The sequence below is a fragment of the Virgibacillus sp. AGTR genome (genome assembly GCF_016919725.2).
Lineage (GTDB): Bacteria > Bacillota > Bacilli > Bacillales > Amphibacillaceae > Virgibacillus > Virgibacillus salarius.
Genome location: NZ_JAJERH010000057.1, coordinates 1 through 20,177 on the forward strand (window position 1 = coordinate 1; position 20,177 = coordinate 20,177).

A 20,177-nucleotide genomic window follows, 5' to 3' on the forward strand; every position below is an offset into this window, starting at 1 on the left:
TAGAGGAAGCGTAAATCTGAGCATTTAGTGATAAGGACTGAGCGAATTTTGCTCAGTTTTTATATGTGTGTCAATAAGCCCATTACTTTAGGTGGTTTTTTTCTTACAATCTCTTAATCTTCAGTTTAGTTTGAATTAACAGAGCATCGTTATAATAGAATTAAATACAGAACAAAGAGAGGGAGATTTAATGAAGCGTATTGTTTCAATTTTGCTAATGACATTTATTGTCATGTCCATGTTTACCACAGCTACATTTGCATCAAACAGTGAAATTAGTAAGAGAAATAAAGTTGTCAATGTAGCACATAGGGGTGCATCAGGACATGCTCCAGAGAATACGATGGCAGCTTTTCATGAGGCGTTTAAAATGAAAGCAGATTACATTGAGATTGATGTTCAAATGTCAAAAGATGGAGAATTAGTACTTATTCATGACACCACACTAGACCGTACTACAAATGGAACGGGTTATGTTGGAGATCATACGTTAGAGGAATTAAAACAACTAGATGCAGGAAGTTGGTTCAGTGATGAATTTGCCGGCGAGAAGATTCCAACCTTCGAAGAAGTATTAGATGCTTTTCGCGGAAAAATTGGTATCTTAGTTGAGTTAAAATCACCAGAATTATATCCTGGCATCGAGGAGAAGGTAGCTAATGCATTAAAGGAACGAAATATGGATAAGCCAAGAAATAATAAGATTATTATTCAATCTTTCAATCATGATTCTGTGTTAACGACCAAATCTTTATTACCACGTATACCTGTAGGAGTACTGGCTGGAATGAGCTGGAAAGATGTTACGGATCAAGAGCTTGAGGAATTTGCTTCTTATGCTGACTATTTCAACCCAAATATGAATATTTTAGACGCTGAATTAGTAGACAGAATTCATGACATAGGTTTGGATATTTGGCCATATACGGTCAGAGAAAAGGAACAGGCAGATCGACTGTTAAAGCTAGGCGTGGATGGAATTATTACTGATTTTCCTGAATATGTATATGACCAGCCTGGAAGACATAAATAAGGAACAAAAGCGTGTCCGATTAGAAACGTAGCGATTGGAGCGAGTCAACGGAGATAAAGGAATCACGGTGAGCTTACGATCCGATCCTGACTTATCGTAGGCGATTCATGAAGTCGCCTCGTTTCTGGACGCGGCTTAACACGCCCTTATTTATCCACATGGGATAATTTTATAATTTTCTTGATTTGCTTGACTATGAAAAAAGGGGCTGAATAAGTTTAAAAAGACTTGAGGGCCCTTTTTTATTTTAAGACTTAAATTCAGAAAACCAATTTAGCCGTTAACAATCGTTCCACCATTTACATGGATCATTTGTCCACTGACATAGCTTGAATCCTTACAAGCTAAATATACGTAAGCAGGGGCTAATTCCTCTGGTTGACCAGGTCTTTTCATTGGAGTATCCCCTCCAAAGGAATCAACTTTTTCTTTTGTGAATGTAGAAGGAATTAACGGTGTCCAAATAGGACCAGGTGCTACAGCATTTACACGAATTCCTTTGTCAGCTAATTCCTCTGATAGTGATCGAGTAAAGGATGTGATCGCTCCTTTTGTTGCAGAATAATCAATTAAATCTTTGCTACCTTGATATGCTGTTATGGATGAAGTATTGATGATCGCACTTCCTTTTTTTAGGTTAGGAAGTACTGCTTTGGTTAAATAAAACATACTGAAAATATTAGTACGAAATGTTTTCTCTAATTGGTTACTTGTAATATCCAATATACTTGACTGTGGATGCTGCTCAGCTGCGTTATTTACCAAGACATCGATTTTCTTAAACTTTTCGAGTGTTTCTGCTACAGCTGCTTCACAAAAGGCTTGATTACCTACATCACCATCGATGAGGATACATTTTTTTCCTTCCTGCTCGACTAAGCGCTTTGTTTCATTAGCGTCAGAATGTTCATTAAGATATATAATCGCGATATCTGCACCTTCTCGCGCAAAGTGAATGCTTACTGCTCGTCCAATCCCACTATCTCCTCCAGTTATTAAAGCAACCTTACCATATAATTTATTGCTACCATGATAGTCTGCACGGATGTATGCTGGTTCAGGCTTCATCTTTGCTTCTATTCCTGGTTGTTTATTCTGCTGCTGTGCTGGGGGTGTCAGCTGTCCATTCTCTTTTTCCATTTTCATATTTATACCTCCTGTTAAGCTGCTTTCTTTACTCTAATGGAAAGTGTTAGTTTCATTTTCCCCGAATCGTACTTTTTCAATCATATAATTGCTAAGGCGTTATAATGTTCAACAAAACGGGACAATAAAAAAATACTCAGCATATGAATCTTTTTCTGAGTATTTTTTAAGTGAAAATAGTGGATACAGATTTCATGTAGAGAGTAAATCAAATTCCTTCTTTAATAAAATGATGTAGGAAAGGGCTTCTTTGGTGTGTTGTACATATATTCATGTGCAGAGCTGGCACCTTGAATTTTAAGAAAGGAATAAATTTCTCGATACATGACAATATCTATTTCACCGGTAACATATTTCTTTTGATAATAATCTAGAATATCATTCATAGAATTAGGAGACTGATTACGCTCATGTTGATACATCTGGATTAATTGATCGATGTACATGCTATCCCCTCCCTTTGTAAGTTTTGTACAACCTAATACTACATGATTATGATCGGAGGGCAGTTTTCATGCATGTAATTTTCGTTTTATCCTATAACGTGACTTACTTTAATTCTGTATCTGTTGGTACATTTGGTTGATCTGGCAAGTTTAAGGTGTGAATGACTTTATCGCTATTCATATCATATACCTTCATTTGATTATAGGAAAAGGTATATAGAACGTTATCGATAGATGCCATTCTTCTCGTTTCTGACTCCCATTCTGGATGGTCATTTTCCTGTTTCTGGTGTGTAATGGATTCCTTTATTTGAATGCCATTTTCAGACGAAATATTAAGTAATAAAGCCCCTTCAAATAAAAATTGCGGTTTTTCATATGTTATATCTGCTTCTTGGACAGTCTTTGTCTCAAAGAGAGTAACTGGAAAGCCAAATAGATTTTTGTCCGGATGTTGATACAGTGCTTTATGATTATGGTTTAATTCGGTAAAGGAACCTTTTTCACCGATCACCTTACTAAACGTTTCTTTTGGTTTAGTAGGGTTACTAACATCAAAGATAGATATCTTAATTCCGCCGGTTTGTACAAGTGGTTCTGCATGATTCGTATTATTATCAACCTCGGTGTGCATTCCAAATCCTATCACATGCTGTTTATCCAATGGGTGTAAATAATTACTAAATCCAGGGATTTTTAATTCGCCCAAAACGTTTGGATTTTTGGGGTCTTTTAAGTCAATCACGAATAAAGGATCGATTTGTTTAAATGTAACCATATAAGCGACATTATCCATAAAACGAACACTATAGATTCGTTCGTCTTTTGCCAATCCTTCAATGGATCCTAGTCTATTTAATTCTAGATCAAATGTATATAAATTATTTGTAGTGTTTTCGTTTTCATCTATTCTATCGTTCGTAGTGGCTACACGAAAGTTATCCTTTCGTTCATCCATAGCAAATTGATTAATTAAGGTACCTGGCACCGTTGTCGAAGCTTGAAATTCTATATTGCCATTGTCTACAGCAAATTGCATGATTTCCGTTTTTACAGGCATTGGTGCAATCATTGTTGCTGTCTCTTCACTTCTTGAAGTATTATTTTGTTGGTACTTAGCAACAGCAATATACATATGCCGTTTGGACATATAGATGTCATGTGAAGCACCTAAATAGGATTGTATCTTTGCTGTTTCATTTATATTGTTGAGATCGATGGAAGTAAAGAGCAAGAAGTTCTTTTCCTCACTTTCTGGAAAGAAATACATATCATCATAGTTAATAGGCTTTCCATCTTTTGCATCTGCAGCAGTATCCTTTATAAATGGACGGATTTCTGGATTAGAATCAGCTTCTTCTAAGATTCTAAAATCAGGTTGCTCATTAGCAATAAGATATAGTTGGTTATCTGTTTTCCGTGAAGCTGAATAATTTCCCTCCAATGTTACTTCCCGAATCCGCTCGGGATTTTCCTTGTTGGAGATATCATAAATAAACACTGTAGTTTGACTGTGATGTGGCATTATATCTCTTGTTAGAGAACTGTTTTGTTGCTTTGTTGAATGATTATCCTCTTTACGTATCGGTTTATAACTATGGCCTATACTAATAAGATAATTATCATGTAAATATAGTTCCAACGGTTGAAAATTTTTCTCTGTAATTGTACTAATTACATTGCTTTCATTACTTCCCGCCGTAACTATGAGCAAATCATTTTCGCGTGAGAAGTAAAGATATTCTCCATCACTTTTTAGCTGGTCTCCCTCGTCGATACCTGCTACTTGAACATTTGTATTTGAAGTAGGAGTTGCAGCGGGCTTATCAGCTGCTAATTCGTTTGTCGATTCAGCCGTATTCGCAGATTCCTCTTTGATTGTCATCGTGGATCGTTCTTTAAGGATTGTTATTAATTGCTGTGCATCTTTGATTTTTGGAATATCGTTAACGACTGTAAAGGTATGTGTGAGAGCATCCGAGAGGTAGTCTCCCTTTGCTGTTTTTACGCGATTAGATATGTTAATTTGGTAGGTGTGATCTTGTTGATAGCCATTTTCTGCATTAATTTTCAAAATGGTGTTTGATTCTTCCCAGTCAAAGGAAATAGATAAGGGCTCATTGTTTTCATTACGAATGGTAACACTTTCTTGTGTAATTGAATTTGGATCCATTTCTTTATTAAAATGAATGGTCCAAATTTTAGCTGTGGTAGCATAACTTGTGGCATTTGGTATATTTGCGGTTACCTTATTTGTTGTAAGCGAATAAAAAATTCCTACGCTGCATAGTAGAATTACTAAAAATAGCAATCCAGTTATTTGCTTATTCATTATCGAACCTCCTTTTATTTTGTTGGTGAAAAATTATTAATATTTACTTGAATACATCTATTTGAAGCGTGAATGCTTACTTATCTAGTTAGACGGACAAAATGATTGATTTGTTACAATGTTGTCAAAAAAAAAGCTTAACCCAAGTTTAGGGTTAAGCGAAGTCATTACTTAGAGTTATTCAAGAAGAAAAGTGCAATTGTTCCAGGGCCTGAATGAGAACCAATCGCGGAGCCAACCATTTCAATAACGACATCTTTAACAGGAAATTTCTCTTTGATCATTGCAGCAAGTTGCTTTGCACGTTCAAGGTCATCACCATGAGAAATTCCAATTGTTTGATCTGTGAAATCTTTGCCCCGTTCTTCCATTAAGTCTAACATGCGTTGAAATAACTTTTTGGAACCACGGATTTTTTCTAAAGGAATTAATTTTCCATCTTCTACATGAAGAATAGGTTTTATCTTTAAAAGTGTGCCTACAAATGCAGCTGTTCGGCTAACTCGACCACCACGGTATAAATATTCTAAATTATCTACCGTGAAAATATGTTCCATATTTACTGCATATGTACGTGCAGCTGAGATTATCTCTTCCAATGTTGCGCCTTGTTTAGCAAGCTTAGCTGTATGAAGAACTACAAGTCCATAGCCTAGGGAAGCGCATTTTGTATCGATAACGTGAATAGGTGCTTCTGGGTGAATCTCCTTTACTTCCTGTTCCATCATCTTAGCTGTTTGATAGGTACCGGAAAGTTCAGAAGAAAATGCAAGATACACTAGAGGTTGATTTGACTCAGCGTAAGCAGTAAAAATATCTTTAAAAGTTTGTGGAGAAACCTGTGATGTTTTTGGGCTTTTCCCTTCTCTCATGGCATGATAAACTGTCTTAGGGTTAATTGTTTTTCCATCTTCATAATCATTATCATCAAGATGAACCGTTAATGATACCATTTCTATATCAAATTCGTTATAATAAGTCATTGACAAATCACATGCGGAATCCGCAAGAATTTTTATCGTCATATATATTCACCTGCATTTCTAAACTAGACTTTATTTTAGTTTAAATTGAATTTGTAGGATAGTCAAAATATATTTACGTAAAATTTTAAAAAATGTAAAAAATAATCAGTATGTTATACCAATTTGTAGGGAGGTAGCTATGTTTATATTTGAAGCAAAACGGATTTTCGTAGTCATTTTTGGAGCATTCTTAAATGCGTTGTCGCTAAACTTTTTCCTCATTGGAGCAAATGTATATGCTAGTGGGTTTACGGGTGCTGCCCAGCTGGTTTCTAGTGTATTTAACGATTTCATTGGTATAGGCGTTAGTACGGGAATTTTACTTGCAGTATTCAATATTCCTGTAGCGATCTTAGGCTGGTTTAAAGTAGGGAAAGGGTTTACGGTATACAGTATCATATCTGTAATGTTTACATCCGTATTTTTAGAATTATTACCTGTATTAGAAATTTCCGAAGATATAATTTTAAATGCTGTATTTGGCGGAGTGATTGCAGGAACGGGTGTAGGATTAACCTTGAAGGTAGGTGCATCTACTGGGGGTATGGATATTGTAGCAATGGTATTATCTAGAATGAAGGATCGCCCAATTGGAACGTATTTCTTAATGCTCAATGCAATTATTATTGCTTTGGCAGGGATTCTTTATCAACCAGAAAATGCTTTATATACATTATTAACATTGTATGTAACTACCCGTGTAATCGATGCTATTCATACACGCCATGAAAAAGTAACCGCGATGATTATTACCCATAAAGCGGATGAATTACAAAAAGAAATTCACAAAACGATGGTAAGAGGGATCACTATTTTGCCTGCTAAAGGTGCATATACAAAAGCAGATAAGCACATGATGTACCTAGTTGTGACACGCTATGAGTTATACGACCTGGAACGGATTATTAATGAAGTTGACCCCAATGCGTTTACCAATATTGTACAAACGACGGGCATATTTGGGTTCTTCCGAAGAGATTGATCCTTAAAATAGGCATAAGAGAAGGGGATACGATGAAATATTTCAGTGTTATTTTAATCTTATTATTTCTAATGGGGTGTGGTGACCAAGCGGAAACAGGTGATGATTCATCAAACCATTCCTCGATGAATAAGGAAACAACTGCTAATACTGCAGTAAGTTTTCGGAATATCGATATAAAGGTAGAAGATGGAAAAGCTATTATGGAAGGAGAAGTCAATGCAAGAAATACAGAAGTATTATATATCCTTGAACATCAAAATCAAGAAATAATTAGCGAAAAACAAGCAAATACCAAACAACAGTCAGTAGCATGGATGGATTTTACTCTGGAAGTTTCACTTCCAGAAGAGGTGATGACTGGAAAAGAGCCACCGATTTTAATTCTTTATGGAAAAAATGAACAAGATGAAAGGATTAATGCAAATTATTTTCCAGTTGATATAAATAATGAATAATGACACAAAAAGGTCATGCAATCAAATGCTGACCTTTTTTATAGCCATATGATGTATGGCTTAATAGCCATAGTTTTCTAATACACTTATTACTTGGGGAGAAAGGTTATCCCATTCAACATCGAATTTTTTGTTTATGGTGATAAAGTTTTGGTAGCCAAATACATTATCAACACCTTCTAATTCCATAAGATCATTTAAAATTTGATGTTCGCTCGTATCACCAGGCATAACAGAAATGCTGTTTGTTCCTTCAAAAATTAGTTTATCCGTTGTAAATTTCAACGCGTTTGGGTTTGGGGTGGCTTCTGCTCGAATTCCCATTCGTCATCCCTCCTAAATCATACTTACTTCTATAGTAGCAGAAAAAGGTGGGATAAAAAAGCATTTTGTCGAATGAAATCCATGATACTTAAAGGATTCATTTGCATCAGATTAAAGTACAAGTGCCCGATTAGAAACGTAACGACTAGAGCGAGTCAACGGAGATAAAGGAAACACGGTGAGCTTGCGAGTCATGATGACTTATCGTACGCGATTCGTGAAGTCGCCTCGTTTCTGGAATGTGGAGCTGGGCGCGGCTCAGCACGCCCATATGTATCCGCATGGGCTATTTTTATAATTTCCCAGACAATAAAACTGCCTCTTCAAGTGGAAGAGACAGTTTTATTGCTTAAAGTAAATCCGTTTCATCATGTCCATTAAAAACTAATGAATTGGAATTTACCTTCACAATATATGCAGAGGCTACTGTAATTGATTATGCTGTTTTAGTTGGTTCTCCAATTGCTGTAATTGCTGCTTTTCCTCAGGAGTGGCTTCATTATATGCAGCTTGTATAGCATTTTGTGCTGCTTGCTTATCCTGAGCACTAGCATTGTTTCCTTGCATATTCATAAAGTTTGTAACAGCATTTCTAGCTTGTTGAAAAAGGTTATTGTTATTATTATTCAACTTAAAAACCTCCTACTGTGTGGTTATCTGCTTCTTCCTGTTTTCTTTCTGCATCAGAGAATCTTGCCCTGTACGGAAATCGCTCAGCATGTTTTTTAACAGAATCAGCGCTCTGTTGGCTAAAACGCTTAGACTTACTTCCTTTTCCCACGATACTTCCTCCTTAGGAACACTATTTTGGAAAGAATCATGTTACACAAAAGCATGTTTAGCGTTCTTGAATAGCGCTCGCTATCCTTTTAGTCAGAATGGTACATTTGGAAGTTATGCAAAAAGTGAACGCATGTAGGCGTTCACTTCTAGTATGGCTGCTATGTTTTTTTATATAGTAGGAAATATTTGTGAATAATTAAACGGATTCAACCTCTAATTTTAAATATTCTTGAAGGAAGTTACCAATGCCATCCTCTTCGTTTGTATCAGTTATGTGTTTTGCCACAGCTTTTAATTCATCAATGGCATTTCCCATTGCAACACCAACACCAGCATAGTCAATCATTTCCAAGTCATTATCTTCATCGCCAAAGGCAATGATTCTCTCCTTTGGAATATGGTAATAATGAGCGACCTTTTGTAGACCTACCGCTTTATTCATCCCTTTTCTAACAATTTCTATGATATTCCACGGTGCACCCCATTTGCGATGTTCAATTAAATCAGCATGGTACTGATCAAGATGCTGACGCAACGTAGTAATATGATCTTCTTTTGGGTGAATAAGAATAGAAGTTGGATCTTCTCTTAATTTATTCTTAAGACTTCCAATGGTAAATGGCGGATCATTTTGAGTCATATGGAAGATGTCAATAATTGCTTGATCGTATTGATCCAAATAAACCTCATCCATAACCTCCGCTAACACATTATGGACATTAAGCTCATAGCAGGCTTCGACAATCTTATGTGCAGTTCTTATGGGCATAGGACTATGTAGCGCATCCCATTTACTATCTTGAGGATGATGAATTAGCGCACCATTAAAATTCACCATAGGTGTTGATAAACCAAGGTTTTTATAATAGTTAATACTAGCTCGATGTGGTCTTCCAGTAGCAATAACAACTATATGCCCTTCATCCATTGCTTTCCATATCAGCTGTTTGGTTCGGGGACTAATTTCCTTTTTATCTGTTAAAAGCGTACCATCTAAATCCAATGCGATTAAATGTCTATTCGTTTGCATAATTATTTCACCTCATCTGACAATAGTGTATAGTTGATAGTTATAGATGTAAAGTAAAATTTATCTAAGCATCATTTGCATTTCCAAACAATGGAATAGTAAAATTGTAAATGAAAACATACGTAAGGGGACAGTCACGATGATTGGAATATATGAAGAACAAATAAATAACATTCCGAGCTTGATTGTAGTTGAAGCAGATAAAGCAAAAGAAGCACTACCTGTCATCACATATTTTCATGGATTTACGAGTGCAAAAGAACATAACCTTCCTTTAGCGTTTTTACTTGCTGAAAAAGGATACAGGGTTATCTTACCAGATAGTAAATACCATGGTGCTAGAGAACAAGAAGTATCCTCTTTAAAACGACAAGTGTCTTTCTGGGAAATCGTCATACAAAATGTAAAAGAGCTAAAGGATGTAAAAGAATATCTAGATGATAAAGGTCTTGTCTTAAATGACCAATTTGGTATTGCAGGGACCAGTATGGGTGGTATCACCACTTCAGCAGCCCTTACACAGTATCCTTGGATTAAAACGGCGGCGATTTTAATGGGCTCTCCTAAGATAACAACCTATGCAAAAACACTGGTTGATAGCTTTAAAAAGATGGGGAATCTTCCGGTAACGGATGAAGAAATTAATTCCTTATATGAGCAATTGAAGTTATACGATTTGTCTGAACGGCCAGAAAAATTAAATCAACGTCCGTTGTTATTTTGGCATGGAGAAGACGATCCAGTTGTTCCGTTTGACCATTCCTATACTTTTTATGAACAAGTTGCCAAGGATTATATGAATCCGGAAGACATTGTATTTTTGAAGGAAGCCAATCGTGGGCATAAAGTGGGAAGGTATGCCATATTAGAAACAGTTAAATGGTTTGATAGGCATTTGTAGTTTGAAACAATGATATTTAAAAAAATCTATAAATATGTTTAAATAGTAATATCAAGTTAGAGGAGGTATGAGGGTATGGATGAAGCGCTAAAAGAGAATTTAATGGGTGCCTTAGAAAATGTTATTGATCCTGAATTAGGTATTGATATTGTTAATTTAGGTCTAATATATGATGTTGATTTAAATGACGAAGGTGTATGTAAAGTAACGATGACACTTACTGCAATGGGGTGCCCACTTGCTGGACATATCGAGCAAGATGTAAAGCATGCACTATTTGATATACCAGAAGTCAAGGAAACAGAAGTAAATATTGTTTGGAATCCACCTTGGGGTAAAGAAAGAATGTCTCGCTATGCTAAAATTGCCTTAGGTATTCCTGATTGATAATAATTTAGGTTAATTCATAGTATATGGATTGACCTTTTTATTTAGAATGATTAGGGTTGGTTTTTTTCTTTCTAAAAAGGAGATGAACCACTAAACGTAGCTGAAGCAATAACGAAGGTAATAAGTTCTGACGCAGGGGCAGTTAATCCATTTATTGGAATGGTTCGTGAATTTACGAAAGGTAAACGAACCGTTTATTTAGAATACCAAGCATATAGAACGATGGTTTGGCAGAGAAAATGTTAGCGCAAATTGGCGACGAAATTAACCAAAAATGGGATAATGCGGATACGGTAATTATTCATCGAATTAGTAAGTTAGATACTTCAGATATTGCTGTTGTCATTGCAGGATCAACTCCACATCGTAAGGATACGATCGAAGCAAGTAGTTATGCTATGGAACGGTTGAAAGAAATTGTCCCTATTTGGAAGAAGGAGCATTAGGATAATGAAGAGGTTTGGATAGGTGTTCAAATACAGGAGAATACGAATGAAGTCTCTGTGATAGCGAAAGGGGAATTTCACTTGATTAAGGTGTTGATGGTTGCTGAAATAAAAGAAATAGTAAAAGATAAAATTTTACTGGGCGGAGCTGGGATGACTGTAAGGGAATTAAAGGAGAAATTGCAAGTAACATTAAGCGTGGAAGTATAGAGTCTGCACTCGTTGTAATTAACGAGGAATATGTGGATGAGCAGACATTGTTGAAAGAGGGCGATGTAGTAGCTATCATTCTCATCTGTTAGTGGGGGATAATCGAGCTGCTTGTCTGTATGAATAATAAAGCTGGATGACAATAAGTTATAACGGATTGAAGTGTGTAATAGGCTAGGAGAAGTACAGTCAATTACAGTTATTATGAGTTAAAAGGGCGGACTGCTTTTTCGTTGGCATTCCGCGTATTAATGAATAGTACATAAGTGAACAGGGCATTCTTCGCAATTAATGGCATTTTTAAGGTATTGTAAATTATGAATAGTAATGTATCCTTTGCAAATAGTTAGAATCCCTTTGCGCTTTAACTCGTTTAGTAAACGACTAACACTTTCTCTTGTTGTACCGCAGAAATTAGCTAGCTCTTGATTCGTAAGAGCTATGTTAATGAAGATAGCTTGTTCCTGCTTGAGCCCATAGCTATTTGATAATCTAATTAATGTTGAGTAGAGGGCACCACGCTTTCCAAACATGACTAAATCTCTGAATTTAGTTTGATCTCTCCGTAATGCGTTATTCATTAAATTGATAAAATCAATTGCCAGCTTACCGTCTTTTTGTAATTCTGTTTTTAGTCGTGAGGTAGTAAAAACAGCCGCTTTCGTATATTCTAGAGCCTTAGCATGTAATAAGAAGAAGTTACTTTCTAAACCTATATTTAATTCACCGATCACGTCTCCAGTAGAACATAAGCGTAAGGAAAGCTCTTTACCATCAGGAGAGGTTTTACCAACTTCGACTTTCCCCGATTGGATGATATATAGTTCTGTTGCTAGATCGGCTTCATGAAATACATAGTCTCCTGCTCGGAATTCTTGATAATAATCAGGATTATTTAGTAACTGTGTTAGCCTCTGAGAAAATCCATTTGCAGTACTCATATAAAGCTCCTCCAATCCATGAAGATCATCCGTTAAAAAATAGAAGCAGCAGTCATTAAACTGCTGCTTGAAGAAAATAATTATGTTACAAGAAAATAATAACAAGGATACCTACAATAAAGCAATAAAATGCAAAGTATTTCAGGTTTCCTTTGGCCATAATATTAATAAACCATTTTAAAGCAAAATACGAAGCGATGATTGAAACAAGAAATGCTAATATGTTCGGAATCATTAATGCGCTAAACTCTGGGCTAGTAACTATTTTTGGTAACTTTAATACCGTTATCCCTAAGCTAACAGGAATGTATAGTAGAAACGAGAATCGTAATGCAGTCTCTTGTTTCATACCAACTAACATCGCTGCTACAATCGTAGCACCTGAACGACTAATCCCTGGAATGAGTGATACTGCTTGGGCAGCCCCTACAATTAATGCGTCCTTTACAGTTAGATCACCATCATTTTTCTTCCCTCTAAGGTTTCGAATAACCCATAATGCTGCTCCCGTAATTAACAATGTGTAGCCGACAACTACAGGGAAACTTAGTTTCTCACTAATATAATCCTCGAATAATAGTCCTAAAATTCCTGTAGGAATCGTAGCAATGATTAGAAATAAAATAAACTGAAAATCCGCCTTTGCTGTTTCTTCTTTTTTACTAAGATAACGCCAGCCATTTACAATTAGGCGAATAATATCTTTGCGGAAGATAACAAGAACAGCCAGTAATGAACCAAAATTAACAAGTATTTCAAAGGAAAGACCTTTGATTTCTATACCAAAAAGTTCTCGTAAAATGACTAAGTGCCCGCTTGATGAAATTGGAATTGGTTCTGTAAATCCTTGAAATAATCCTAGAATTACATATTTTATTAATGTCCCAAGTTCGGTTAGTGTTTCCATGAAATGTTCCTCCTCTTAATGTATTATTTATTTTTATCACTTATAGTCACCAACCCATAGGCTAATGAATAGGCTAGGTGGTGAGGAGGTAGATAAAAATGAATAATAATTATCAACATATATACGATGTGTGCAAAGATCATATGCATGCTTATGTGCTTATTGAATTAGCAGATGGTTCCAGTATTGATGGTATTATCACGGGACTAGATCAGGAATCAGTTTACATTGCAGTACCTTTAGAAGGTCATGAACAACAAAATATGATGTCTCAGCATCAGGCACCCTCCCATCAAAGACAATTCGGATATGGGTATCCTGGTTATGGGTATCCACCACCACGTTTCAGAAGATTAATTTTGCCATTAGCTGCGATTGCTGCATTAAGTATTCTGCCATGGTACTAAGACTACAAATGTTCGCATAGCAGCGAAATGTCTACACGTACTAATTCCTAGGATAGAACATAGTAAAACCCTTGCCCACTGTGCAGAGAAGGCAAGGGTTTATCCGGGCATACACAGGTTATTCCTCTCACTTACAGATTTACTATCGAAATATAAGATCAATTCACCTGTTTTCGTATTCCATCTACCGAATGGCAGCTATGCATAGTTGCTAAAGAACATGCTAATCACATTAATTTTCATGATTAGCTTCTGTTTGATCATCAGTTAACACACTATCACCCAATATGGTAATGGCTATAAACATAGTAACAGCAAGTACGATTGTACCCATGACGTCAAATTTATCGCCACCCATGCTTGATAAAACATAAGAAAGCACACTACTGATTAGAAGTGCCCAAACAATTGTTGCAATATAACGCATTTTATACACCTCAGCTTTTTGCAATTATCTCTACTTCATCTTTAATTAGTTTACCAAAACCGATAGGAAAAAAAAAGTATTTCTTTAGGTTATTGCTGCCATTGTTAATTAGGTATGCATCCCGCTTACTTTTATGTAAGAGGAACTACATAAATGTTTAGTTCCAATTGACGGTTCAAAGGGGGAGGAGAATTATTTATGACTTGTTTAGTTATAAATTGTAATCATTGGATAGGTTATCATATTGTCAATGATCTATTGGAAAAAGGTTGGGAAGTCGATGGATTAGTAAATGAGCAGCTAAATGATTCACTAAGCCTTTATTATGGAAGAAATAGTAATTTTTCGTTTTATCAAAGTGCAAATAAAAAACACTATGATACAAAGATTCATGTAGGTTCTATGAAAAGGGTAGAAGAAGTATCAGCAGATCTATCTGTAGTAATTCATTCAGTAGCTCCTGATCATTTACATGTGAATGATTTTTTTATTAAAGCTCCCTTACTTTTTGGTGAATGGATGCCTATGACTGAGAATGGAATGTATCGTAATCAACTCTTCATTCCGTTTAATTCAACATATTTCCTTACAGAGGCTGTCTATATTAAGGATTTCATGCATGCATTTATGGATTGGCTGGAAAAAGATAATAAAAAAGGTGAAAATAAAGAAAATAAGCAAATAAAACTTGAAAAATCAGCTTATCTTCGTGACAATATACCTATAGAAGAAAAATTAGATCATGTATTAGAGCATTATCATTTGAATAAGGAAATCTATTAGGTATGTTGGGTAATAAAAAATGCATATAGATTGGAGTGCCCACAATTGCAGAAGTTTGGATTGCTAGTAATTTTACTAATATTTGCAGTTATTATTGTAACTGGTTGTAGTTCCAATGTGGGTCAAGGGAAAATGCAAAATGTTGGAATGCTATTGGAAACTTCCATTAGTGACCAAGTATGGGCTGAAAAGGGATATCAAGGGTTAAATGAAATAGGTGAAACGTTTGATACCGATGTCTATTATAAAGAAAATATTAAAACAGAGGCAGAAGTAATTAAAGCAGTAGATGAGTTTGTACAGCATGGAGTAAATCTTGTTTTTGGACACAGTAGTATTTATGGGAAATACTTTACAGATATAGCAAAAAATTATCCTGACTTACATTTTGTTTATTTTAATGGTGGATATTTTTCTGATAATGTAACCAGTTTTAACTTTAATGCACATGCAATGGGTTTTTTTGCTGGTGTTTTGTCAGGGGCTATGACAGAGACAGATAAAGTAGGGATAGTTGCTGCTTACGAATGGCAACCAGAGATAGAAGGATTTTTTGAAGGTGTAAAATATCAAAATCCTCAAGCAGCTGTACAACTTGAATTTTTAAATGATTGGAACGATACGCAAACGGCAACGCAAATTTATCAAACGATGAAGCACGAAGGAACAGATGTGTTTTATCCAACGGGTGATGCTTATAGTGCTGAAATTATTGAGCGAGCAAAGCAGGACGGTAATTATGCAATTGGTTATGTGACCGATCAATCCGCAGTTGGTAGAAAAACGGTATTAACGAGTACGATTCAACATGTGGACAAGCTGTATCATTATGCTGCAGAACAATTTAATGATGGGGAGCTTGAAGGCGATATAAAAACATTCGACTTTCAAGATGATGCGATATCGTTAGCCCCATTTAGCTCAGATGTTCCAATTGCCATCCAGAAGCAACTGAAACAAATGGTTGATGCCTATACGGAAACAGGATTACTACCTCATGAGCAGTAATGTGACAACCATGAAGCTAACTTGCAAATTAGGGTAAAATACATTAAAATTAGTACCAAGTCATAATAATAGATAATAACATTATGTTTAAGGAGATGGAAATATGGATGTTGGTGTTTTAGGTACAGGTCACTATGTTCCAGAAAAGATCGTGACAAATAAAGATATGGAAAAAATAGTGGAGACAAATGACGAATGGATCCGCACAAGAACAGGAATTGAAGAGCGAAGAATTGCAGGAGATGATATAGATACGTCAGATATGGCCTATTATTCCGCAATAGACGCCCTAGAGAATGCAGACATGACACCAGAAGATATTGATTTAATATTAGTTGCTACCGTGACACCAGATACACCCTTCCCCTCTGTAGCATGTATAATTCAAGAAAGATTAGGAGCAACAAATGCTGCTGCTATGGATATAAGTGCTGCCTGTTCTGGATTTATGTATGGAATGGTTACAGCCAAACAATTTATCGATACAAATACGTACAAACATGTACTAGTAGTTGGGGTGGAAAAACTTTCGAAAGTAACAGACTGGAAAGATCGAAGTACTTGTGTGCTCTTTGGTGATGGTGCAGGTGCCGCAGTAATGGGACCTGTTTCGCAAGGAAGAGGTATTCTATCCTTTGAACTAGGATCTAATGGTGCTGGTGGGAAGGAATTATATCAAGACAAAGATAGCGGCTATATCTTTATGAATGGTCGTGAAGTGTTTAAGTTTGCTGTTAGACAAATGCCAGAGTCCTCTGTAAATGTAATTAAAGCAGCAGGTCATAACGAAGAGGATGTTGATTACTTAATTCCACATCAAGCAAATATTCGTATTATGGATGCTGCTAGAGAAAGACTTGGTATATCCGAAGATAAGATGGCGAAAACAGTGAAGAAATATGGGAATAATTCCGCAGCATCCATCCCTATTGCTTTATCAGAATCAATTAAAGATGGTAAAATAAACGATGATGATTTGATCGTTTTAGTAGGCTTTGGTGGTGGATTAACGTGGGGAGCTTTGGCATTACGCTGGGGCAGATAAATGTATATGATGTAGGAGGTCAATCGTATGGAGCAAAGAAGAGTAGTTATAACTGGTGTAGGAGCTATTAGTCCTGTTGGTAATGATGTAAATACGATGTGGGAAAATCTTATTAACGGGAAATCAGGTATTGACTATGTTACAAGAGTAGATAAAGATCTTTATGCAGCAAAGGTAGCTGCAGAGGTTAAGGATTTTGAGCCAACAAAGTATATAGAAAAAAGAGATGTCCGTAAAATGGACTTATTTACACAATATGCAGTTGTAGCATCTAAAATGGCAGTCGAGGACGCAAACCTAACGATAGATGAAAGTAATGAAAATCGGGTAGGTGTGTGGATTGGCTCCGGTATTGGTGGAATGCAGACATGGGAAGATCAGCATAAGAAGCTATTGGAAAAAGGTCCAAAACGGGTTAGTCCGTTCTTTGTGCCGATGATGATTCCGGATATGGCAGCTGGCCAAGTGTCGATTCAATTAGGTGCTAAAGGAATTAATTCCTGTACAGTAACTGCTTGTGCATCTGGCGCAAACTCTATTGGTGATGCTTTTAAGGCTATTCAGCGTGGAGATGCAGATTATATAATAACCGGTGGAACAGAAGCACCAATATCAAATATGGCTTTTGCTGGTTTTTCATCTGCCAAGGCTTTGTCTACAAACGAAGACCCAGAAAAGGCAAGCAGACCATTCGATAAAAATAGAGATGGGTTTATAATGGGTGAAGGTTCAGGTATATTGATTCTTGAAGACCTTGAAACGGCATTATCCCGTGGGGCACATATTTATGCTGAAATTGTTGGTTATGGTGCGACTGGTGATGCTTATCATATAACAGCACCTGCAGAAAGTGGAGAAGGTGCAGCCCGAGCAATGCAGCATGCATTGGATGATGCGTCGATTTCTGCTCAGGAAGTAGATTATATAAATGCTCATGGTACGGGTACAGATCTTAATGATAAATATGAAACAGCAGCAATTAAGGCTGTATTAAAGGAACATGCTGATAAAGTAGCAATTTCTTCAACAAAATCAATGACAGGACATTTACTTGGAGCTGCTGGAGGAATTGAGTCGGTTATTGCTGTAAAATCCATTGTAGATGGAATTATTCCACCGACAATTAACTATGAAACTCCAGATCCAGAATGCGATTTGGATTATGTCCCAAACGAAGCTAGAAAGCAGGATGTAAATGTTGTATTGAGCAACTCACTAGGTTTTGGTGGTCATAATGTTGCATTAGTATTTAAAAAATATGAATAGGAAATCAAAGTCGATCCGATTAAATGGGGGTCGGCTTTTTTATTGTCTAGGAAATTATAAAATTAGCCCATGTAGATAAATAGGCGCGTGCTGAGCGGCGTCTCCCGCAGAAACGAAGCGATCTTCACGAATCGCCCTAATCTAATTCATTCATCGGCTCGTAAGCTCACTGTGATTCCTTATCTCCGTTGACTCGCTCCAGTCACTACGTTTCTATTCGGACGCTTGCACTTTTATTCATAGAAGAACAACGACTGCCACTTCAAGCAATAAAAGTGAAACAATTATGGGGAAGTGGGGGATCGACTGCCAGTAAATGTCTGATTGGTTCAAAGTCCTTTAGGTCAAACCCTTGTGGTACTAGCATCTGTGGAGAATAAACAAAACCCCACGGATCGAAGTTTTACTTTATTTGTGACTTGTACATTTTTTTCATTTCTTTTATAAGACAAGCATATTCTATTAAAAAGTGGACAAGGTAGGCGAAAAGCAATGGGGTATGTGTTTATCTTTCTAATGGGTTTTGGTTTTTCGGTGATGGGTGGAGTAACGATAATTGCTTACATGAACTTCCTACCAGCTGGACTTTCATGGGGAGAATACTTCACGTTTATTGCTAGTAGAATGGAGTGTTATTTTCTTCCAATAGGAATTATTATCATGGCAATTGTGCTGGCTCGATTTCCAAATAATACTAATCGCGGATCTTAGGGGACTTTAAAAAACAATTATATTTGTATGGATTATTAGCAACGGAGCGTTATTAGCCAATGAAATGATTCATCACAATGGATCGGATTTACCTTAAAATATCCTCATTTAAAAATGGGTCACTTAGAATATTTTTCTAAATGATGGTCATAATGTATGTTAAGTTCAGTTAATAAAGTGAGGGTTGTTTTATGTTATATATGCATGATGTATGGGTGAATTGGTTTGAAGGAGAAGAGAACGGTTATAATGTTTGTTATTTTCAAGAATGGCGTAAAGAAGATGGCATCGAGTTGCTAGATCAAGTGCCACTGCTATACATAACAAAGGATTTGTATAACTATATTGAAAATGACATGCATGATTTGCCAAAAGCCTTGCTAGATGCAATTTACAAACGCGCATATATGAGAAAAGGACAGGAGCGAACCGTATTAGACTATGCTTGTATTGTAACAGATGGAAACGATATTGTAGCTTTTGATACGATTAGTTATAAAATTCCTGTTCGTAAAAGTAGACTAATTCCGAGACAGGAGCAATTGGTGTATGACATGATAAAAAACACCAAACCTCAATCATTTAAGTTTGATAATAAATTTTATCAAAAGGAGTACCATATGCTTTCCATGCCACCTGAGCTTGTCTTTGGATTAACTAGAAGAGAGAGACAGTTGAAGCAATTATTAATGATGGGTTTAGACCAATTACGTACGGCGAATAATTTAGAGGAATTACGATATTGGTTGACGGAATGGGATCCCAAGAACTACCCTTATATCCGCTTCATGGATGAAGAGAAGGTTTGGACAGCTTTATATAATGGAGTTAGGGAAGGCTGGAGCTCTAGGCATGAGGACTTGTGTGGAAAGCTGATAAAAGGGCAACCATTTTTAGAGAAAATGTGGGAAATAGAAAACGGTCAAGAACAGAATACATCCAAACAGCAGTAATTCTTATGGGAGGATAGGCTGCCTACCTATTTTAAATAGGAGAGGGCGAGGCAAAAAGAAATTTAATAAAGGCTCCGAATTATAACCGTGTATATAAAGCTATATCTGGTTCATAGTTTGGAGCCTTTATTGTTCATTTTTTGAAGTGGAAGATGAAAGCGTAAAATGTTGTTCCCATATATAACTGGCAGTAAGAGTAAGCCCCGCTCCAAGCAATCTGTGA

At 36.3% G+C, this 20,177-nt stretch carries 25 protein-coding genes and 1 pseudogene; 15 read left to right on the top strand and 11 right to left on the bottom strand.

Annotated elements, in window-relative coordinates:
* Positions 1-190: 190 nt before the first annotated feature.
* A complete protein-coding gene (locus JUJ52_RS16925) occupies positions 191-1,033 on the top strand; it encodes a glycerophosphodiester phosphodiesterase (RefSeq protein ID WP_205388407.1) in 843 nt (280 codons plus the stop codon).
* Positions 1,034-1,306: 273 nt separating this feature from the next.
* On the opposite strand, the gene JUJ52_RS16930 is transcribed toward JUJ52_RS16925, so the two are convergent.
* The 4 genes from JUJ52_RS16930 to JUJ52_RS16945 form a co-directional block, all read right to left on the bottom strand.
* Positions 1,307-2,179, bottom strand: a complete 873-nt coding sequence (locus JUJ52_RS16930) for an SDR family oxidoreductase (protein ID WP_205388408.1) — start codon at positions 2,177-2,179, stop codon at positions 1,307-1,309.
* A 221-nt stretch (positions 2,180-2,400) separates the two neighbouring features.
* On the bottom strand, positions 2,401-2,625 hold the full coding sequence (gene yppF, locus JUJ52_RS16935; protein WP_051388293.1) for a YppF family protein: 225 nt from the start codon (positions 2,623-2,625) through the stop codon (positions 2,401-2,403).
* A gap of 103 nt (positions 2,626-2,728) precedes the next feature.
* Positions 2,729-4,957, bottom strand: a complete 2,229-nt coding sequence (locus JUJ52_RS16940) for a beta-propeller domain-containing protein (protein WP_205388409.1) — start codon at positions 4,955-4,957, stop codon at positions 2,729-2,731.
* 167 nt (positions 4,958-5,124) lie between these two features.
* Positions 5,125-5,982, bottom strand: a complete 858-nt coding sequence (locus JUJ52_RS16945) for a DegV family protein (protein WP_026680628.1) — start codon at positions 5,980-5,982, stop codon at positions 5,125-5,127.
* Between the two features lie 139 nt (positions 5,983-6,121).
* On the opposite strand from JUJ52_RS16945, the gene JUJ52_RS16950 reads away from it, so the two are divergent.
* Together JUJ52_RS16950 and JUJ52_RS16955 are read left to right on the top strand one after the other, a co-directional pair.
* A complete protein-coding gene (locus tag JUJ52_RS16950; protein ID WP_026680629.1) occupies positions 6,122-6,964 on the top strand; it encodes a YitT family protein in 843 nt (280 codons plus the stop codon).
* Between the two features lie 32 nt (positions 6,965-6,996).
* Positions 6,997-7,422, top strand: coding sequence for a hypothetical protein (locus JUJ52_RS16955; RefSeq protein WP_205388410.1), 426 nt, complete (start codon positions 6,997-6,999; stop codon positions 7,420-7,422).
* Between the two features lie 60 nt (positions 7,423-7,482).
* On the opposite strand, the gene JUJ52_RS16960 is transcribed toward JUJ52_RS16955, so the two are convergent.
* The 4 genes from JUJ52_RS16960 to JUJ52_RS16975 all read right to left on the bottom strand — a co-directional run bounded on the left by JUJ52_RS16960 (position 7,483) and on the right by JUJ52_RS16975 (position 9,559).
* A complete protein-coding gene (locus JUJ52_RS16960) occupies positions 7,483-7,746 on the bottom strand; it encodes a NifU N-terminal domain-containing protein (protein ID WP_026680631.1) in 264 nt (87 codons plus the stop codon).
* A 423-nt stretch (positions 7,747-8,169) separates the two neighbouring features.
* On the bottom strand, positions 8,170-8,376 hold the full coding sequence (locus JUJ52_RS16965; RefSeq protein WP_026680632.1) for a DUF3813 family protein: 207 nt from the start codon (positions 8,374-8,376) through the stop codon (positions 8,170-8,172).
* Position 8,377: 1 nt separating this feature from the next.
* Positions 8,378-8,527, bottom strand: coding sequence for a hypothetical protein (locus JUJ52_RS16970; protein ID WP_162986391.1), 150 nt, complete (start codon positions 8,525-8,527; stop codon positions 8,378-8,380).
* Between the two features lie 198 nt (positions 8,528-8,725).
* The gene (locus tag JUJ52_RS16975) at positions 8,726-9,559 is read right to left on the bottom strand and encodes an HAD family hydrolase (protein ID WP_026680633.1); all 834 of its coding nucleotides are present in this window, start codon (positions 9,557-9,559) and stop codon (positions 8,726-8,728) included.
* A gap of 139 nt (positions 9,560-9,698) precedes the next feature.
* Here JUJ52_RS16975 and JUJ52_RS16980 point away from each other — a divergent pair, with 139 nt between their 5' ends.
* The 5 genes and pseudogenes from JUJ52_RS16980 (at position 9,699) to JUJ52_RS23755 (ending at position 11,598) form a co-directional block, all read left to right on the top strand.
* Entirely contained in the window at positions 9,699-10,460 is a 762-nt protein-coding gene (locus JUJ52_RS16980) for a prolyl oligopeptidase family serine peptidase (protein ID WP_026680634.1), read from the top strand.
* 75 nt (positions 10,461-10,535) lie between these two features.
* On the top strand, positions 10,536-10,847 hold the full coding sequence (locus JUJ52_RS16985; protein WP_026680635.1) for a metal-sulfur cluster assembly factor: 312 nt from the start codon (positions 10,536-10,538) through the stop codon (positions 10,845-10,847).
* A gap of 111 nt (positions 10,848-10,958) precedes the next feature.
* Positions 10,959-11,296 (top strand): annotated as a pseudogene (locus tag JUJ52_RS16990) (molybdenum cofactor biosynthesis protein MoaE).
* 81 nt (positions 11,297-11,377) lie between these two features.
* Complete coding sequence (locus JUJ52_RS23445) at positions 11,378-11,506, top strand: hypothetical protein (protein ID WP_255637735.1); 129 nt, start codon at positions 11,378-11,380, stop codon at positions 11,504-11,506.
* Positions 11,507-11,538: 32 nt separating this feature from the next.
* A complete protein-coding gene (locus JUJ52_RS23755) occupies positions 11,539-11,598 on the top strand; it encodes a hypothetical protein (RefSeq protein ID WP_366141137.1) in 60 nt (19 codons plus the stop codon).
* Positions 11,599-11,754: 156 nt separating this feature from the next.
* Here JUJ52_RS23755 and JUJ52_RS16995 read toward each other — a convergent pair whose 3' ends face one another.
* On the bottom strand, positions 11,755-12,447 hold the full coding sequence (locus tag JUJ52_RS16995) for a Crp/Fnr family transcriptional regulator (protein ID WP_026680636.1): 693 nt from the start codon (positions 12,445-12,447) through the stop codon (positions 11,755-11,757).
* Between the two features lie 85 nt (positions 12,448-12,532).
* A complete protein-coding gene (locus JUJ52_RS17000) occupies positions 12,533-13,354 on the bottom strand; it encodes an undecaprenyl-diphosphate phosphatase (RefSeq protein ID WP_228089051.1) in 822 nt (273 codons plus the stop codon).
* A 98-nt stretch (positions 13,355-13,452) separates the two neighbouring features.
* Between JUJ52_RS17000 and JUJ52_RS17005 the strand changes: the two genes are divergently transcribed.
* Positions 13,453-13,761: a hypothetical protein gene (locus tag JUJ52_RS17005; RefSeq protein ID WP_026680638.1), complete on the top strand. Its 309-nt coding sequence runs from the start codon at positions 13,453-13,455 to the stop codon at positions 13,759-13,761.
* A gap of 232 nt (positions 13,762-13,993) precedes the next feature.
* Here the strand turns inward: JUJ52_RS17005 and JUJ52_RS17010 are convergent, their stop codons facing one another.
* Positions 13,994-14,188, bottom strand: a complete 195-nt coding sequence (locus JUJ52_RS17010; protein ID WP_026680639.1) for a DUF2929 family protein — start codon at positions 14,186-14,188, stop codon at positions 13,994-13,996.
* A 198-nt stretch (positions 14,189-14,386) separates the two neighbouring features.
* Between JUJ52_RS17010 and JUJ52_RS17015 the strand changes: the two genes are divergently transcribed.
* From JUJ52_RS17015 to JUJ52_RS17040, 6 genes are all read left to right on the top strand, one after another.
* The gene (locus JUJ52_RS17015) at positions 14,387-14,971 is read left to right on the top strand and encodes a hypothetical protein (protein ID WP_205388411.1); all 585 of its coding nucleotides are present in this window, start codon (positions 14,387-14,389) and stop codon (positions 14,969-14,971) included.
* 45 nt (positions 14,972-15,016) lie between these two features.
* Positions 15,017-15,979 carry a BMP family ABC transporter substrate-binding protein gene (locus tag JUJ52_RS17020; RefSeq protein ID WP_026680641.1) on the top strand — a complete coding sequence of 321 codons (963 nt, stop codon included), beginning with the start codon at positions 15,017-15,019 and terminating at the stop codon, positions 15,977-15,979.
* A 103-nt stretch (positions 15,980-16,082) separates the two neighbouring features.
* Positions 16,083-17,024: a beta-ketoacyl-ACP synthase III gene (locus JUJ52_RS17025; protein ID WP_121604880.1), complete on the top strand. Its 942-nt coding sequence runs from the start codon at positions 16,083-16,085 to the stop codon at positions 17,022-17,024.
* Positions 17,025-17,051: 27 nt separating this feature from the next.
* Positions 17,052-18,290: a beta-ketoacyl-ACP synthase II gene (fabF, locus tag JUJ52_RS17030; RefSeq protein WP_026680643.1), complete on the top strand. Its 1,239-nt coding sequence runs from the start codon at positions 17,052-17,054 to the stop codon at positions 18,288-18,290.
* A 492-nt stretch (positions 18,291-18,782) separates the two neighbouring features.
* A complete protein-coding gene (locus JUJ52_RS17035; protein ID WP_026680644.1) occupies positions 18,783-19,001 on the top strand; it encodes a YuzI family membrane protein in 219 nt (72 codons plus the stop codon).
* A 191-nt stretch (positions 19,002-19,192) separates the two neighbouring features.
* Positions 19,193-19,954, top strand: a complete 762-nt coding sequence (locus JUJ52_RS17040) for a YjbA family protein (RefSeq protein ID WP_026680645.1) — start codon at positions 19,193-19,195, stop codon at positions 19,952-19,954.
* Positions 19,955-20,177 lie beyond the last annotated feature (223 nt).

Coding starts and splice junctions, on each gene's coding strand:
- JUJ52_RS16950 (WP_026680629.1), top strand. CDS start 6,122: ATGTTTATATTTGAAGCAAAACGGATTTTCGTAGTCATTTTTGGAGCA.
- JUJ52_RS17000 (WP_228089051.1), bottom strand. CDS start 13,354: ATGGAAACACTAACCGAACTTGGGACATTAATAAAATATGTAATTCTA.
- JUJ52_RS17025 (WP_121604880.1), top strand. CDS start 16,083: ATGGATGTTGGTGTTTTAGGTACAGGTCACTATGTTCCAGAAAAGATC.
- JUJ52_RS16940 (WP_205388409.1), bottom strand. CDS start 4,957: ATGAATAAGCAAATAACTGGATTGCTATTTTTAGTAATTCTACTATGC.
- JUJ52_RS17040 (WP_026680645.1), top strand. CDS start 19,193: ATGTTATATATGCATGATGTATGGGTGAATTGGTTTGAAGGAGAAGAG.
- JUJ52_RS16945 (WP_026680628.1), bottom strand. CDS start 5,982: ATGACGATAAAAATTCTTGCGGATTCCGCATGTGATTTGTCAATGACT.
- JUJ52_RS16960 (WP_026680631.1), bottom strand. CDS start 7,746: ATGGGAATTCGAGCAGAAGCCACCCCAAACCCAAACGCGTTGAAATTT.
- JUJ52_RS17010 (WP_026680639.1), bottom strand. CDS start 14,188: ATGCGTTATATTGCAACAATTGTTTGGGCACTTCTAATCAGTAGTGTG.
- JUJ52_RS16925 (WP_205388407.1), top strand. CDS start 191: ATGAAGCGTATTGTTTCAATTTTGCTAATGACATTTATTGTCATGTCC.
- JUJ52_RS17015 (WP_205388411.1), top strand. CDS start 14,387: ATGACTTGTTTAGTTATAAATTGTAATCATTGGATAGGTTATCATATT.
- JUJ52_RS16980 (WP_026680634.1), top strand. CDS start 9,699: ATGATTGGAATATATGAAGAACAAATAAATAACATTCCGAGCTTGATT.
- JUJ52_RS16975 (WP_026680633.1), bottom strand. CDS start 9,559: ATGCAAACGAATAGACATTTAATCGCATTGGATTTAGATGGTACGCTT.
- JUJ52_RS16930 (WP_205388408.1), bottom strand. CDS start 2,179: ATGAAAATGGAAAAAGAGAATGGACAGCTGACACCCCCAGCACAGCAG.
- JUJ52_RS17005 (WP_026680638.1), top strand. CDS start 13,453: ATGAATAATAATTATCAACATATATACGATGTGTGCAAAGATCATATG.
- fabF (WP_026680643.1), top strand. CDS start 17,052: ATGGAGCAAAGAAGAGTAGTTATAACTGGTGTAGGAGCTATTAGTCCT.
- JUJ52_RS16985 (WP_026680635.1), top strand. CDS start 10,536: ATGGATGAAGCGCTAAAAGAGAATTTAATGGGTGCCTTAGAAAATGTT.
- JUJ52_RS17035 (WP_026680644.1), top strand. CDS start 18,783: ATGGGGTATGTGTTTATCTTTCTAATGGGTTTTGGTTTTTCGGTGATG.
- yppF (WP_051388293.1), bottom strand. CDS start 2,625: ATGTACATCGATCAATTAATCCAGATGTATCAACATGAGCGTAATCAG.
- JUJ52_RS16995 (WP_026680636.1), bottom strand. CDS start 12,447: ATGAGTACTGCAAATGGATTTTCTCAGAGGCTAACACAGTTACTAAAT.
- JUJ52_RS16955 (WP_205388410.1), top strand. CDS start 6,997: ATGAAATATTTCAGTGTTATTTTAATCTTATTATTTCTAATGGGGTGT.